Annotated in this window: 12 protein-coding genes; 6 read left to right on the top strand and 6 right to left on the bottom strand. The window is 73.4% G+C overall.

Annotated elements, in window-relative coordinates; all coding sequences use genetic code 11:
* Nucleotides 1–234: 234 nt before the first annotated feature.
* Nucleotides 235–759 (top strand): DUF488 family protein, encoded by a 525-nt coding sequence (locus ACIF8S_RS31850; protein ID WP_400003837.1) that lies wholly within the window; start codon nt 235–237, stop codon nt 757–759.
* A gap of 10 nt (nt 760–769) precedes the next feature.
* Nucleotides 770–1078 (top strand): MGMT family protein, encoded by a 309-nt coding sequence (locus tag ACIF8S_RS31855; protein WP_400003839.1) that lies wholly within the window; start codon nt 770–772, stop codon nt 1076–1078.
* Between the two features lie 861 nt (nt 1079–1939).
* Here ACIF8S_RS31855 and ACIF8S_RS31860 read toward each other — a convergent pair.
* The 6 genes from ACIF8S_RS31860 to ACIF8S_RS31885 form a co-directional block, all read right to left on the bottom strand.
* Nucleotides 1940–2938 (bottom strand): hypothetical protein, encoded by a 999-nt coding sequence (locus ACIF8S_RS31860; RefSeq protein ID WP_400003841.1) that lies wholly within the window; start codon nt 2936–2938, stop codon nt 1940–1942.
* Between the two features lie 53 nt (nt 2939–2991).
* Nucleotides 2992–4299: a TRAP transporter large permease subunit gene (locus ACIF8S_RS31865; RefSeq protein WP_400003843.1), complete on the bottom strand. Its 1308-nt coding sequence runs from the start codon at nt 4297–4299 to the stop codon at nt 2992–2994.
* Nucleotides 4300–4307: 8 nt separating this feature from the next.
* Nucleotides 4308–4988, bottom strand: a complete 681-nt coding sequence (locus ACIF8S_RS31870; protein ID WP_400003845.1) for a hypothetical protein — start codon at nt 4986–4988, stop codon at nt 4308–4310.
* The gene (locus ACIF8S_RS31875; RefSeq protein ID WP_400003846.1) at nt 4985–7156 is read right to left on the bottom strand and encodes a hydantoinase/oxoprolinase family protein; all 2172 of its coding nucleotides are present in this window, start codon (nt 7154–7156) and stop codon (nt 4985–4987) included. Before ACIF8S_RS31875 ends, ACIF8S_RS31870 begins: the two co-directional genes overlap by 4 nt.
* Nucleotides 7157–7228: 72 nt before the next feature.
* Entirely contained in the window at nt 7229–8857 is a 1629-nt protein-coding gene (locus ACIF8S_RS31880) for an FAD-dependent oxidoreductase (RefSeq protein WP_400003848.1), read from the bottom strand.
* Nucleotides 8858–9140: 283 nt separating this feature from the next.
* Complete coding sequence (locus ACIF8S_RS31885; protein ID WP_400003850.1) at nt 9141–10226, bottom strand: LacI family DNA-binding transcriptional regulator; 1086 nt, start codon at nt 10224–10226, stop codon at nt 9141–9143.
* Nucleotides 10227–10735: 509 nt separating this feature from the next.
* On the opposite strand from ACIF8S_RS31885, the gene ACIF8S_RS31890 reads away from it, so the two are divergent.
* The 4 genes from ACIF8S_RS31890 (at nt 10736) to ACIF8S_RS31905 (ending at nt 15889) form a co-directional block, all read left to right on the top strand.
* Nucleotides 10736–10915: a hypothetical protein gene (locus tag ACIF8S_RS31890; protein ID WP_400003852.1), complete on the top strand. Its 180-nt coding sequence runs from the start codon at nt 10736–10738 to the stop codon at nt 10913–10915.
* 213 nt (nt 10916–11128) lie between these two features.
* Nucleotides 11129–11290 carry an SCO0268 family class II lanthipeptide gene (gene lanA, locus ACIF8S_RS31895; RefSeq protein ID WP_058915350.1) on the top strand — a complete coding sequence of 54 codons (162 nt, stop codon included), beginning with the start codon at nt 11129–11131 and terminating at the stop codon, nt 11288–11290.
* 88 nt (nt 11291–11378) lie between these two features.
* Nucleotides 11379–14522 (top strand): lantibiotic dehydratase, encoded by a 3144-nt coding sequence (locus tag ACIF8S_RS31900; RefSeq protein WP_400003854.1) that lies wholly within the window; start codon nt 11379–11381, stop codon nt 14520–14522.
* Between the two features lie 50 nt (nt 14523–14572).
* Nucleotides 14573–15889, top strand: coding sequence for a lanthionine synthetase C family protein (locus tag ACIF8S_RS31905; protein WP_400003855.1), 1317 nt, complete (start codon nt 14573–14575; stop codon nt 15887–15889).
* The last annotated feature ends 79 nt before the right edge of the window (nt 15890–15968 follow it).

Below are 15968 nucleotides of genomic sequence, written 5' to 3' on the forward strand. Positions count from 1 at the left end.
AGCGCCTCTGTGGCGGAATCGGGGCATGCGTTGACGGCTCCCTGACGGCATCGCGTCGCTTCTTGACGCACCGCATACGCCGCCTGCCCCTACCCGTGAGTAGCGGGCCAAGGTGCAGGTGAGGCGCCTCACAGCAGCCGGAACCGATACGGAGAGATCGTGGGATCACCTTGCGTCGCAGCAGGGACGCACACTGGAGGGGAGCTGATGCCGGCGGCGAGACACGGAGATGTGATGGCGAACCGCGTGTACACCATCGGGCACTCGACCCGTACCTTCGACGAGGTCCTGTCGATGCTGCGGGAACATGAGATCACCCACCTGGTGGATGTCCGTTCCTTTCCGGCATCGCGCACGTTCCCGCAGTGGAATCAGGACGCGATCGTCGACGCTCTCCCCACGGCCATCCGGTACCGGTGGATCCGGGAGCTGGGCGGCAGGCGGCACACCCCCAAGGGCGTCGAGAGCGTCAACACGGCGTGGCGGGTGAAGGCGTTCCGCGACTATGCCGATCACATGACGAGCACGGAGTTCGAGAAGGGGCTGGGTGAGCTGCTCGGGCTCGCCGCGCACGGGCGGCCGGTGATCATGTGCAGTGAGGCGGTGCCGTGGCGCTGCCACCGCAGACTGATCACTGACGCGCTGATCGTCGCCGGTACGGACGTCGTCCACATCATGTCGGCCACGGTGGCGAAACCGGCGTCCCTGAACGAGAACGCGGTCGTCCACGACGGCCGCATCACCTACCCTGCGCCCTGAGGTGCGTGAGATGAGTACGGAGATCGTCGCGGAGGTCCGCGAGGCAGTGGCGGCCATCCCGTCAGGAAGCGTCGCTTCCTACGGCGACATCGCGGAACTGATCGGAACGGGCCCTCGGCAGGTGGGGCGGGCGATGGGCCTGCTCGACGAAGGCGTGCCCTGGTGGCGCGTGGTCCACGCCGACGGTACGCCCGCGACGTGCCACCAGGGCCAGGCGCCCCGGCTGCTGGCCGAGGAGGGAACGCCGATGCGCGGCACACGAGTGGACATGCGACGCGCACGACACCGCGGAACGGCGCCTCTCCCGCCGTCGCCGTAAGCGCCCAGGGCCGTGGTCCGCCCGATCCGCCGATCGGAGCAACGGCCGATCCGGCCGGTGGAGGGCCCCCCACACCCCGCTTACGTTCACAGACATGACGAACGCATCGACCGACCGCGCGTCCGCGCCCAGCCGCCGCGCCGCCCTGACCGGCCTGATAGGCGGGGCCGGGGCGGCCGTCCTGGCCGGTTGCGCCGCCCCGGAGGGGCGAGACCCGTGGCCGCGCCCGGCCGTGGCGGCACCCCCCGGCCCACTGTCCCCGACGGCACCCCGACCCCCGGGGCCATGACCCTCTTCGACGACCCCGCCTTCAACTTCAACGGGCTCCTGGCGCTCGGCGGAGCCGGTTCCGGCAGCACCGAGGTGGGCGAGGTCCTCACCGCCGTGAGCGCCATCAACCGGGCCGGCCTCTCCTCGCAGACGTACGTCCGGACGTTCCGCGAGCTCGGCGACCGTCTCATGGGCCCGCCCCCGGGCAGCAGGCCCGACGACGCCACCAGGCGCTCCCGCGCACTGCGCCGCCCAGTACTACGGCCAGTCCCTGTTCTTCGTCCCCGGCTCGGACGACCCGGGCAGCGAGGAGGACCTGTACCGGGCGGGCCGGCGGGCCTGGGAGCGGTTCTGCGACCTGTGCGACCCGGAACCGGTGCGCGCGCAGGTTCCATACGGCGACACCGCCCTGCCGGTGTGGTTCTTCCGGCCGGAGCCGTCCGACCACTGCCGTCCGACCGTCATCCTCACCAACGGCCGCGACGGCCAGAAGGTAGCGCGTCGTGCGGGGCGGCATCTGCCTTGCTGGCCCACCCACGGCGGTGCGGGCGAGGGCCGGACAGGACCTGCGCATACGGACCGTCGGCCGGGTCAAAGCGCCGTGCCGCGGGCCAGGGCGATGGCGCCCGACAGCCGCTCCCCCGCCTCGTACACCATGTAGGGCACGCCGCCGTCCGTACCGAACGAGGGTGAGGCCGCACGTCCGTTCTCCGGCGCCGCGCCGCCCGAGGCGTAGAACACGCCGAGGTGGGCGCGGCGGGAGAAGTCGTTGCCCACCTCGGTGATCAGGATGTCGCCGCCGCTGCCCTTGTCGGTGTTGTAGACGACGTACGCGCTGCCGCCGCGGGTGAGCAGGTGCGGACCGCCGACGTTCACCGCGCCGACCGCGGCGTGGTCGATCAGGGGCCGCTCGGAGAACTCCCAGGTGCGGCCGTCCGGTGACCAGCCCCAGCCGATGTCCCGGTGGTCGGCGGTGGTGTTCCACATGAACAGCATCACGTAGCGGGCGCCACGGGCGGGCAGGTCGTGCCGGAAGACCCGGGCGTAGGAGGTCTCGGTGGTGCCCGCCGGCATCATCGACGTGCTGAGGACGGTCCTGTCGTAGGTGAAGTGCACGCCGTCCTTGGACCGGGCGAGGCGGGTGGTGGTGTTCTCGCCGTGGAAGTACAGCCACAGCTCACGGGCGTCGGCGTTCCACAGCACGTGCGGTGAGGAGACGTGACTGACCTTGTAGTGCGGGGACCAGTCGTTGCGCACGATCGGGTTGCCCGGGTACTCCGTGAACGGGCCTTCCAGCGAGTCGCCGTGGGCGAGGCAGATGCCGCCCGGCGCGTCGTGCGGGGCGTAGTACAGGTAGTACCGGCCGAGCGGCGCGCTCAGCTTGTCGTAGACCCCGCGCACGCACGGGAAGATGATCTCACCGGTGGGGTTGTAGGAGAGCTGTCCGGGGGTGAGCAGGGTGCGGACGTGACGGTAGTCGGGGAAGCCGCCGGGGGCGGCGGTCGCCGGGCCGGCGCCCTGCGCGCCGAGGGCGAACAGGGCGCCGCCGGCGGTGGCGGTGCGCAGGAAGGTACGGCGGTCGAACGTCATGGCTCACGGCTCCTTCGGACGGGCGACGCGGGACAGGGCGGATCGCGTGCGGCTCAGAGCTGGGTGGCGGCGGTGACGACCAGACCGCCGAGGGCGACGCACCACACGTAGGGCAGGGTGCGCAGCATCACCTGCTGGGGTCCGACGCCGGAGTACTGCGCCGCCCACACGGTCTGGGTGCTCGTCGGGTCGCTGACGCCGAACACCTGGTTGTAGGAGGCGGTCAGGCCGAGCACGGCCACGGCCGGGTAGATGCCGGCGGCGATGAGGACGCCGGCGATCCCCGCGCCGAGGCCGTACACGTTGAGCGGCCCGCGGTACAGGCACAGCGGCACCAGCAGCGTGAACACCAGGACGAAGACGACGGGGTTGCCCGGCGCGACGGCTTCGACGAGCGGGTTCAGGGCCTCGACGGCGCCGGGGAGCTTCACCGCGGCGAGCAGGACGCCGATCGCGACGAAGAGCGCGATGGGCGGGGCGGCGATCTCGAAGCCGCCGTAAAGGGTACGCAGGAGCCGCTTGTTGAGCTGTCCGGGCCGGGTCGTGGTCAGCAGGGCCCACAGCACACCGGCCAGCATCGACGGGATGACGGCCACGTCGAAGCCGAGCGCCAGGACCAGCGGAACGAGGGGGGCGAGCAGCGCGTACCAGGGGGCGTCGCCCATCCGGCGGGCGCGGCCCCGCCGCCGCTCGCGCGGGCTTCCGCCGCCGGAGCGCTCGGCGGCCGACGCAAGCGACCAGGCGTGTTCGACGCCCTTGCGGCGGGACTCCACGAGCACGAACAGCACCGCGAAGAAGGCCGCGAACGGGAACAGCTTGAGCATGAAGCCCTTCACCGTGTCGACGGGCAGTTCCAGCGCGGTGGAGAAGAACTGCCAGACGGGCAGCTCGAAGGGCATGCCGGCGGCGATGCCCATGAGGATCGTGCCGGCGGCGGTGGTCTTCGGGACGCCCACCGCGATCATCGCGGGGATGCCGATGATGCCCGCCATCATCGCCGCGGGCGCGGAGCCGGTGACGGTGCCGACGAGGGCGGAGACCGTGAGGACACCCAGGGCGACGACGGTGGGTCGGTCACCGCCGAACTCGACGATCTTGCGGACCAGGGTGCCCGCGATGCCGGTCTCCTCCATCAGCTTCCCGAGCCAGGAACCGATCAGCACGGCCAGCATGGTCGCGGCGAGGGCCGGGGCACCTTCCTGGAGGACCGTGTCGAGGATGCTGTTCTCCCCGGTGAGCGGCGCCCCGGCGGCGACCGCGATGGCGACGCCGAGGAGGACCAGCGCGAAGGCGGTGGGGAGCACGCGGGCCAGCATGAGCGCGACACCGGCGAGCATGAGCAGCAGGATGACTATTCCCATGGCGGGCCTCAGTCCTCTCGGAGGGCCTGGACCGCGCCCATCAGCGCGGCGGTGAGCAGGAGCGGGGTGCGGCGCAGGCCGCAGACGGCGCCCGCGTAGGCGTGCGCCACGAGTTCGCCGGCTCCGGCGACGTGCCCGGGGACGCGCAGCGGGCCGATCCGCAGGGCGGTGTGTCCGAGCCGGTCGCGCAGTGCCCGGCGCGCGACGGTGTCCTCGTGCAGCAGGAGGTGGGCCCGCTCGTGGGCGAGGGCCGCGGCACGCAGGGAGCCGGCGGGGTACAGGTCCTGCCAGCCGAGGAGGTCCACCAGGTGCTCGCCGAGGGCGAGGGTGTCGGTGAACAGTTCGACGGTGGGTACGGGCCGGGAGCGGTACCGGGCGAGGAGCAGCCGGTCCGTGCCGCCGGTGGTCTCGACGACGCGCGTCCGCGGGGCGCCGGGACCGGTGTCGTCCGGTGTGCCGGCGGACAGCTCGGTGCCGAACTCGGCCGCCGTCCGCGCCCATGCGCGCAGCAGTGTCTCGTCGCGTGTCTCGTGTCCCGGGGTGTTGGCGAGCAGGCGTACGCCGAACTCCGTGTCGTCGAGGGTCGCGAGGTGCGCGCAGGCGGCGCGCAGTTCCTCTCGGCGGGGTGGGGTCAGGGTGTCGAGCGGGGAGCCGGCCGGGGCCGGTACCTGGGGTGCGCGAGCGCTCATGTGCGGACCTCCAGGACCGCGACGACCGGCTCGTCGGCGGCGCGGGACCGCAGTTCGCTGCGGGCGAGGGCCAGCAGCGGGCCCGCCTCCAGGACGCCGGAGAGGTCGGCGATGCGGGAGCCGAACAACAGCCGCAGCGCGGGGGCCCGCACTCCCCCGTCGCCGTAGGAGGTGGTGTCCCGCACCAGGCCCGCGAGAAGTTCCGGAGCCTCGCCGACGGTGGTCGAGGCGACCGTGGCGTCGGCCGCGTGCAGCCGCACCACGCCGTCGGCGTCCAGCACCCGCACCGGGTGTAGGGCCTTGCGGAAGCGGCGGCGCCGGACGGTGCCGTACACGGTGTGCGCGGGCGTGGTGGCGAGCACCTCGACGGCGGCCGGGGCGGTGCGCAGGCTGGCGGCGGCCCGTTCGAGCCGTTCGGTGTCGTCGGCGCGGTGGGCCAGGTCCTGGGTGCGCAGTTCGGTGGCTCCGGTGGCGACGGCCCGCACGGTGTTGGTCTGCGGGTCGACGGTGACCTCCACCTCCACGGCGGCGGGATCGGCACCCTGGGCGACGACGGCGGCCTCGGCCTCGGCCCGCACGCCGAGGATCTGCTCCTGGGTCGCGCCGGGGACGATCCGCTCGACCTGCTCGCGGACGAGGGCGAGGGCCACCCCGATGGGGCTGATGACCTCGTTGTGCCGGGCGATGCGGCCGGGCAGGCCGGTGTCGGCGGCCAGGTGCGGGGTGACCGAGGCGGCGCCGCCTCCCCCGCCGACCAGTACGGCGGTGTCCCGGTCGAGTCCGTAGTCGCCCATCATCGTCTCGGTGACCTGCCGAACCTGCCGTACGCCTGCGTCGAGGAACCGGGCGGCGGCTCCGTCGACGTCGGTACCGAGGGCGTCGGCGAGCGGCTGGAGGGCGGCGCGGGCGACCTCGGGGTCGCAGGCGGCGAAGTCGCCGGCGGGGACCCGGCCCAGGGCGTTGGCCGCGCAGGTCAGGGTGAGGGCGAAGCGCCCGCCGGCCGCCTCGACGACCACGTAGTCGTCCGGGTCGCCGTCGAGGGGGGACACGGTGGCCAGGGTGGCGCCGGCCAGGTCGTCCAGGGTGGCGAAGCAGGCGTACGGCAGGCCGGCGATGTGGGCGCTGCGCGGCCCGACGGCGTGCAGGCGGCCGTCCGTGACGCGGGCCATGGAGCCGCCTCCGACGCCGACGGTGCGCACGTCGAGCGCGGACAGGTACGACGGTCTGCCGAGGATCGTGGCGTGCCGTACGGCGACCTTGCCGCGGCGGACGACGCTGATGTCCGTCGAGGTGCCTCCGGTCTCCAGGAAGACGCCGTCGCTGACCCGTGCCCGCATCAGCGCGCCGGCGACCCCGGCCGCGGGGCCCGACAGCACGGTGAGGAGGGGGCGCCGGCGCATCTCGTCCAGCGACATCACGCCTCCGTCGCAGCGCATCACCATCAGCGGCGCCGTCACCCCGGCGGCGGTGATGCCGCGGTCCACCAGGTCGGCGGTGGCGAGCATCCTCGGCAGGATGGCCGCGTTGACCACGGCGGTGCGGGTACGCTTGCGCAGCCCGTAGAGGGAGGTGATCTCGTGCGCGGCGGTCACCGGCAGTCCCCGCTCGCGTGCCACGTCCCGCACGGCGCGTTCGCCGTCCGGGTCGTCGACACCGAACGGCTCGGTGGCGACGAGCACTTCGGCCCCCGCGGCGATGACCGTGTCGACGGCCGTGCGGACGGCCGCGGTGTTGTCGGGGTCGGCGACGTGGACGTAGTGCAGCGGGAGCGACTTGCCCGGAGTGAGTTCGAGGGAGGCTAGCCCGGCGAGCCGCCGGGTGGGCAGGGCGCCGGGACCGGAGCCGATCCCGATGAGGCCGACGGGTGCGACGTCGCCCTCCAGGAGCGCGTTGGTCGCCTGGGTCGTGCCGTGGGCGAGGAACGCGACGTCCTCGGGGGTGCGGCCGACGTCCTTCAGCAGCCGGTCGAGTGCCTCGACGATGCCGTGGGCGACGCCGTCCTCGTGGTGGTGGGTGGTGGGAACCTTCACCTGGGCCACCAGGTCCAGGGTGGCGGAGTCGACGGCCACGGCGTCGGTGAAGGTTCCTCCGACGTCGATGCCGACGCGGATGCGGTGCGGATTGGGGCTCGGGGCGGGGGCCGGGGTCGGGGTGGGGGTCGGGGCCATGGGGAAACACCTCCTTGTGTTCGTGCGCACGGCGACGACGGTGCGGATCGGTGCGGTGGGCCGGTGCGGGGCTCAGTAGCCGCGCACGTCGGGCCAGTGGCGCTGCACGCCGGCCCGGTCCAGCACGCGGGCGAACTCCTCCAGCCGCTTGTCCTCCTCCTGGACCTGGTGCGGGCGGACGCCCTCCTCCAGGCAGTGCGCGGCGAGCGCGCCGGCGACCTCGCCGATGTTCCATTCGACCGGGTGGAGGCGGTAGCAGCCGTTGGTGACGTGGGTGGTGCCGATGTTCTTGCCGGCGGGCAGCAGGTTGCGCATGCGGCGGGGCAGCAGGGCGCCGAGGGGGATCTCGAACGGCACCGAACCGATGTCGATGTAGTTGTCGCCGCCGGTGGAGGGGTGCAGGTCGATGCGGTAGCCGCCGACGCCCACGGAGTCACGGTGGCGTGTGCCCCCGTAGGGGCCGACGAGGTCGATGGCGACATCGTGCTCGGTGACGGTGGTGACGGCCTTGATACGGCGTGACTCACGGACGTAGGGCGCCTTGGCGAGACCGTCGGCGGTGCCGGTCACGTCGGGACGCAGCCGCAGGCCGGGGAAGCCGGTGCCTCCGTCGGTCCTGGGCGCCTCGGTCTGGAGCCAGTACAGGACGGACAGGGAGAGCTGCCGGGCTTCCGCCACGGCAGCGCGTGACGTCTCCTCGCCGGCGCCGATCAGCGGCTTGAGCCAGTAGTCGTTCAGCGGCCAGTTGACGAGCGTGATGTCGGAGTCGAAGGCGCCTGGGCGGTGCAGGGCGCGGGCCAGGATGCGGCGGAACCCCCACAGTTCCTTGTCACCGGCGTCGGCGCTCTGGTCGGCGTCCACGCGCAGGGGGTCCACGTCCGGGTTGGGTACGAAGGTGCGCGGCACCGGGGCGAGGGAGCGGGGGTCCGGGGCGAGGAAGCCGAGGAGCGGGCCCGGCCAGAAGTCGGGCCGGTAGGAACGCCAGAAGCCGTAGTCGGCCGGGCGGTCGACGGTGTGGTCCTCGCCCTCGTGGTGGGAGAGGGCGAAACAGACGGTGATGCCCTGCTGGTTGAGCGGGTCGGCGGTGTCCGGGGCGTGCGGCTCGTCGTACTCGGAGCGGGCTTCGGCGCCCACGGCGTGCTCCACACCGGCGAGTTCGAGCAGTTCGCCGGTCTCCGTCGCGTCCAGGACGTAGGGGGCGGCGACGGTGTGCCGGGCTCCGTCGCGGACGTCCTCCACGGTGACGGCGCGCAGGACGTCGCCGTCCGTGTCTGCGGCGACCGGCCGGGTGTGGGTCAGCACGGTGAGCCGGCCGGCCGCGATGTGCGGGGCGAGCATCGACTCCAGGACGGTGAGGGCCACCCGCGGTTCGTGGCAGAGCTTGCTGACCCGGCCGGCGCCGGGGTTGAGCTGGGGCAGGTCCCGGGCCTCGGCGCGTAGCGGGTACCACTGCCGGTAGTGCGCGCGGATCCCCTCGCGCAGCGCCCGGTAGGCGGCCGTGACACCGAACTGCTCGACCCACGGGTGCTCGTCGGGCGGGACGGCCTGCGCGGTGAGCTGTCCGCCGATCCAGTCGGTCTCCTCGGTGAGGACGACGGAGCGTCCGGCGCGGCAGGCGGCCAGCGCGGCGGCGACGCCGCCCGTGCCGCCGCCGGTGACGAGGACGTCGGTGTCGGTGGGGGTTCCGGTGGGGATGGGCATACGGTGCTGGCTCCTCGCGGGGTGAACGGCGTGCGGTGGGACGCCGTGGGGCGGGCGTGATCCGAGGGCGGTGGAACGGGCCGGGGGGTGACGTGGGCAGCGGTGGTCCGCCGGTGGCGTGGCGACGGTTTCGTCGGGGTGGGGAAGGTCCGTCGTCGGCGTGGCAGCGGGGTGTCAGTGGGTGAGGGGGCGATGTCGGCGGGTGTGTCGGGCGGAGGGGCCGCTCGGTGATCCGGGGGGCCGTCGGTGATCCGGGGGGCCGTCGCCTACCGGCCTCCGCGTTCTATCGGGGTGCGCGGGCGGGTGGCGGGCCGGTGGTGGGTCCGGGCCGGAAGGCACAGGGCACCAAGGGCTCGTCGTGATCCTGTCGGGACATCTGGGCGATGAGCAGGCGGACCGCTGCGGCACCCAGGTCGGCACGGGGCACGTCGAAGCCTGTCGGTGACCGGGCGGTGGCCAGATCGGCGGGCGGGGACCCGAGCAGGGCGAGGGACAGGTCACCGGGCACGTCGAGACCGGCCCCGGTGACGGCGGCCTGCAGTGCTCGCCAGACCGCTCCGCTGTCCGTCTCCTCGGCGACGAAGGCGGTGACGCCCTCGTGCAGCCGCGTGCGCACCCACTCGGGTGTGATGTCGGCCTCGGGGTGCGAGGTGCGCACCACGACGGCCGGGTCGTCGGCACGATCCTGGTGGCCGTACCGGGCGAGCCCGGCGCGGAAGCCTCGCTCACGGTCGGTGGACGCCAGGGCGTCGTCGTCCTCGCGGACGAGCAGGACGCGGGTGTGCCCGAGTTCGGTGAGATGCCGGACGACTTGGGCGGACGCGGCGACGTAGTCGGCGCCGACCCAGGCGAGGTCCCGCGGCTCGTCACGGCGGCCGATGTGCACCGCCGGGTAGCCGTCGGCGACGAGCTTGCCCAACTGGTCGTCGGGGACGTGCCGGCCGAGGAAGAGGCATCCGTCCGCGAGCCGCACCCGGTCCAGCGCTCCCGGCTCGTGCGCCTGGGCGCCCCCGGAGCTGGAGCCGGTGAACAGCACCAGGTCGTACCCCTGGGCGGCGGCCTCCTGCTCCACACCGACCAGGAACGGGTAGTAGGAGTGTTCCACCGCGGTCGGGAAGGTCGCGGTGAAGCTGAACACGCCCAGCAGGTTGTTGCGGGCGGCCGCGAGCCGCCGGGCCGCGGGGTCGGGCACGTAGCCCAGTTCCCGCGCGGCGGCCAACACCCGGGCGCGGGTGTCCTCGTGCAGGGCGATGCCCTGCTTGTTCCCGCCGAGCACCAGCGACACCGTCGTCTGGGACACGCCGGCGAGCCGGGCCACCTCAGCCTGACGGGGCCGGCCACGACGCCGTGGCGGCACCTTCTCAGCCATGCTCACACCTCCGGACGGGTCGTAACTAATGCGTATTAGCGGGGTGTCGGGCGATACCCCGGGTGCGCTAATGCGGATTAGTGAGCAACAGTGCCCCCGCCCGGAAGGACGGTCAAGGCGCCCGGGACGACTAATAACCGACTAATATTCCGCGCCCTCGCCGTGCTGGGCAGTCGGTGCGACTGGACGCTGGTGGTGACCGGGCCACAACGCGGTCAAGTGTGGTGGCTCAGAGACGGATGTTGCTGCCCCGCATGCCAGCTCCCTGTCCGATCAGCCTGCGGGCGATTTCCTCCACTGGGTGAGGGACTGGCACGTCGGTCAGGGCTGGTGGCGGGCCGAGTGGCGCCACCTCGGACCCGCGTTTTCGACCACTCGATCAGGCAGCACCCAGCCGTCGGACCCCTGGTGCCCGAGCGGCCCTTGCCGTCAGTCCCGTCACCGCGGAGGAGGGAGGATGCCGCACAGGGCGTCGAGTGCTGCTTCGAGACGGTGGTCGGGGGTGCGGCGTGGCCGACGGCCAAGCCGTCGTGTGCGGGCGTGGTGGCGGCCGGGTGCCGGAATACGGCGAGCGGGTCCACGGCGACGCGTTGCCGGGCGGCGGCACGCGTGTCAAGAACAGTTCCGAGCGGTTCGACAACCACTACTACGCCAGCCCTCTCTGGAGGGCGGAGACGGCCACGCCCTGATCGCCACCCGGCGGGCCACGACACCCCGTTCAGCAGCGGCGCGTGAACGGCACACCCTCTTGAGCGGGCGGCGTGGGTCCACCGGTGCCGTGATCAATGGCTTGATTTCATCTACCACCTATCAGCGGCGGCCACGAAGGATACGCATGTCCGGGCCTCGACCGCGGCCCGGAACGTTCGAGTCCGTGCAGTCCCACCACCCAAGGGAGAAGCATGCGTACCGAAATCGTTCTGTCCCAGGACGCCCCCGAGCTCGACCTCGACCTGGATCTGCGTGTCTCCGATCTGCCGGAGCAGGCCGAGTCGTTCGGGCAGGGCACCTACACCTCGCCGAGCAGCTACGCGATCGGCACGCGCTGCCCCGTGTGCTGCTGACGGGCTGAGGCCCCTTGGGGGCTCTTCCGAGCGGGGCGGTGCCGGTACCGCCCCGCTCTTCCGTACGACGGCGGCGAGGAGCACACACGTGGCGGCGGAGTCCGAAGCCCACCGGGCGTTTGCAGCATTCGAGGTACGGGAGCCCGTGCTCGTCCGTATGGCGAGCCGGCCGCGCGGCACCGTCCTGGCGGGCGTCGACGCCGCCGATCCGGTGCCCGGGGCACGGCGGCTCGCCTCCGATCCCCTGCTCGGCCAGGCGGTCCGGGTGGCGAGCGGCTCGCCGGCCCACAGTCTGGACCGTCTGACGACCGACGAGGGCGTGGCCGCACTGGGCCGCAAGCGGACCGTGAGCGCCGCGCGGACCCTGACGCGGTACGCCCGTCGCGCCGCGGCGCGTCCGACGCCGTTCGGACTGTTCGCGGGTGTCGGCAGGGCCCGGTTCGGGTCTGCGGCCAAGGCGGAGCCGGGTACCGGTGAGGTCGCGGTCCGGCTCGACGGGGCGTGGATGCGGCGCCGGGTGCTGGCCTGGCTCGCCGAGCCCTCGGTACGGCGGCGCGTGGACGTCGTCCTCAACGACCTGTGCTTCCTGCGGGACGGGCGGCTGCATCTGCGGACCGGCGGGCAGGAGCAGTCGGTGCGGGACAACGCGCTGGTCGGCGCCGTGCGCGAGCAGGCCCGGACGTTGGTGCCGTACGCCGGTCTGCTCACCTCGCTGACCGAGCGCTTCCCCTCGCTGGACGTCGAGCGGCTCGACCGTCAGCTGGCGGAGCTCGTGCGGCACGGCTTCCTGCTCACCTCGATCACCCCGCACCGTATCGACACCGCGCTGCTCGACGGCATCGAGGCCGTTCTCGACGGAGCGCTGCCCGACGACGCCCGTGCGCTGCGGGAGATCCGGGCCGCTTGTGCGCGGCATCAACAGGACGCCCCCGGGCTGGGGGGCGACTCCTGGCACCGGCTGCTGGACACGGTGCGGCGTCTGGACGTTCCCGGCGCGGACGGCGACACGCAGGGCAGGCCGCCCGTACACGTGGACCTGCGCGTCCCCGGCGAGTTCGTCGTTCCGGAGACGGTCGGCCAGGAGGTGTGCCGGTACGCGGGCGCGATCTGGGCGATCACTCCGGAGTGGACCACGCTGTCGTACATGCGGGACTACCGTGACCGTTTCATCGAGCGGTACGGCACCGCCTGCGCCGTTCCGCTGGGTGAGCTGGCGGACCCGCACCGGGGTCTCGGTCTGCCACCGGAGTACGGCTCGGAGCCCACGTACGCGCGCACCGGTCCCGGTGACGAGGCGGACGGTCCCCGGCGGGCGCTCGTCGGGGAGCTGATCCAGGAGGCCGTCCTGTCCGGCGGTGACCTGGTGCTGACCGACGACGTCGTACGGCGACTCGCCGACGTCGCCCGGTACGATCCCGAGGCCGCGCCGCCACGCGGCCTCGAACTCTGCTTCCAGGTGCTCGCCGACAGCACGGCCGCTCTGGACCGCGGCGACTTCCGGCTGCTCGGCAGCCCGCACATCGGTGCCTGGGCGGCCGGCGCCACCGCGGGACGGTTCGCGGAGGCTACGGGCCTCACCGGTGAACTGTCCCGGCTGGCCACCGAGACGTCCGGCGCCTCGGACGGTGAAGTGATCGCCGCGCAGGTCGAGTTGCTGCCCCGTGAGCCGCGCGGCCTCAACATCGTCCAGGTGCCCCGGCTGCTGCCGTACCGCATCCCCGTCGGTGTGCCCGACGACCGCGACGACCCCCGCTGTCTGGACTGGCGCTCGCTGCTCGTCGCCGCCGGCTCCGACGGCCTGCGGCTGCTGCACCCCGAAAGCGGCCGCCCGGTCCGTCCGGTGCTGCCGCACATGCTGGCCCTGGACACGCAGGCCCCGCCCGTGGCGCGGTTCCTGATGGATCTCGCGACGGCGCGACCGCGGGTGTGGTCGGGCTGGGACTGGGCGGGGCACGACGCCCTGCCGTATCTGCCGCGCGTCCGGTACGGCCGGGTGGTGGCCATGCCCAAGCGGTGGCTGCCGGGACGCCGGCTGCGCGACGCCGCGCGGGCCAAGGACACCGGGGTGTGGGAAGAGGGCCTCGACGCCTGGCGCCGGCGGCTCGCCGTACCGGACCGGCTGCAGATCGCGCGCAACGACCAGATGTACCCCGTCGACCTGCGCGACCGGTGGGACCGGGACCTGCTGCGCGCGGAACTGACGGCACCGCACCCGCGGTTCGTGCTCCACGAGGACTTGACGGCCGACGGGGTGGGGCTCGGCTGGAACGGCGGACACAGCACGGAGATCGTGGTGCCCCTCGCGGGGGCGCGGCCGTCCGGCCGGCGTTCGGCGGCGGCCGGTGACGAGCGAGCCCACACCGAACCGCCGGTCCGGGCCGCTCCCTCCCGGTTCCATCTGCCGGGTGAGGACTGGCTGTTCGTCAAGTGGTACGCGGAGCCGCCGGCCCACGCCGCCTTGCTCGCCGATCATCTTCCCGCGGTGCTCACCGAGGTCGAGGACGACGTCGACCGCTGGTTCTTCGTCCGGTACCAGGATCCGGAACCGCATCTGCGTCTGCGCTTCCACGGCGAACCCGGGGCGCTGAACGGCCGGGTGCTGCCCGCGCTCAGCCGTGCGTCGCGGGTGCTCGTGGAGAGCGGCGCGCTGCGGTCGATGTCCCTCGACACCTACCGGCCCGAGAGCGACCGGTACGGAGGCGAGGCCCTTCAGGAGGCCGCCGAGCGTCTCTTCCGCACGGACAGTCTGTCCGCGATCGTGCAGGTGCGTGCCGGACGGGGCGCCGCGCGGGCGCTCCCCGCCGACGTGCGGGCCGGGCTCGGGCACGCGGTGCTTCTCGAGTCCCTCGGGGACTGGGACTGGTGCGGCTGGGTCGACCGGATGTTCACCAAGACCGGGGAGCACGAGGTCTACCAGCGGCACCGGGCCCTCGCCGACCGGCTGATCCGGCCGGGCAGCATGGTGGCGTCCGCCGCGCAAGCACTGGCGGCACCCGCGCTGGGTGCGCTGTGGTCCGAGGGGCCCGAGCCGCGCGCGTACGGGCAGCTGATCCTGTCGGCCCCGGAGGCCGACCGCGACGAGGCCCTGCTGTCGCTGCTGCACATGCGGCACAACCGTCAGTTCGGTATCGACCGGTCGGCGGAGGCGCGCGGGTACGCGGTGCTGCGGGGTGCGGTGCGGAGTCATCTCGGGCGACGGCGACACGGCAGCGGAGGCGGAAGCGCACGATGAGCGGGGCAGACGTGACCTCCGGCGGCGGAACCCGGGTACGCCCGGTCGGTATGACGACGAGAAGTCTCCGAGAGCGTGCCGGCGCCGTGTCCGGCGAGATCCTGGACCGGCTCGCCGACCCCGCCGCCACGATCGCGGCCACGCGCATCCCCGCCGAGGCCGCTGACGACGGGCGCGCCGAGCCGGTCTGGGCGGAGCTGACGCTGGGCAGCGGCAGTCCCGGGCTGGCGCTCGCCTTCGCGGGGACCGCCCGCGACGCGGCGCGGCAGGTGCCGCGCGCCCACGCGTATCTCACGGCGGGCACCCGCGCGGTGTCCGGTGGGTCCGTCGCCGCGAGCGGCATCTTCAAGGGGCCCGGGGCGCTGGCGTTCGCCGTGCTGGTCGCCCACCGCACCACCGGCGGGTACGTCTCCGCGGTGCAGCGGTTCGACGCCTACCAGCGTGATCTCGTACGGACCGTCCTGCCGCCCGTCGAGGACCGGCCGCTGCCCACCATCGGGCGGTACGAGGTGGTCCGTGGTCTGACCGGCGTGGGCCGCTATCTGCTGGCGCGGGCGGAGACCTGTGAGGAGCCGCTGCGGGCGGTGCTCGGCTACCTTGTGCGCCTGTCGCTCGGCACCGTGGAGCATCAGGGGGCGCGGGTGCCGCGCTGGTGGGCTCTGGACGCGCCCCGGATCGGTTCGGAGGCGGCGTTCCCCGGCGGTCACCTCAACCTGGGTCTGTCGCACGGCGTGGCGGGGCCGCTCGCGTTGATGGCCCTGGCGTGGGAGCAGGGTGTGCGGGTGGCGGGACAGCGGGAGGCGATGGAGGCGACGGCCGACGTGCTGCGGACGTGGGCGGTGCCGGACCGGCACGGCCTCTTCTGGCCCGGTTACCTCTCCTTCGCCGAGTGGCGGCGGGGGCCTGCCGCCTTCGACGGAACGGCCAAGTGGCCGGGCTGGTGCTACGGGGCGCCCGGTGTGTCCCGTGCCCTGCAACTGGCTGGGCGCGCCCTCGGCCGGACGGATCTCTCGGACCTCGCCCGCGCCTCGGTGGAACGGCTGCTCGTCCTCCCCCGGCCGGACTGGGGTGTCGACGACCATGCCCTGTGCCACGGCTGGGCCGGGGCCCTGCACCAGCTCGGCCGGCTCAACGAGGAGTGGCAGGACCCGCGGATCGGCGCCCTGCGGGACGACATCGCCGCCGGACTCGTCTCCGCCTTCGATCCGGCGCTGCCGTTCGGACTGAGGTTCACGATGACGAAGGTGCCGTTCGGTTCCGACGTCTCCGGCTACCTGGACGGTGCGGCGGGCGCGGCGCTAGCCCTGGACTCGTACGCGGTGGACGGCACACCGGCCGACTGGGACATGCCGCTGTTGCTGGCCTGACGCGGGCGGCGGCAAAAGTGGCCGGTGCGCCGGCCGGCTGTCCATCCGGCCGGCACCGGTGCGAGGGCTGACGTGCGCC

Source organism: Streptomyces sp. NPDC085937 (assembly GCF_044540535.1).
GTDB lineage: Bacteria > Actinomycetota > Actinomycetes > Streptomycetales > Streptomycetaceae > Streptomyces.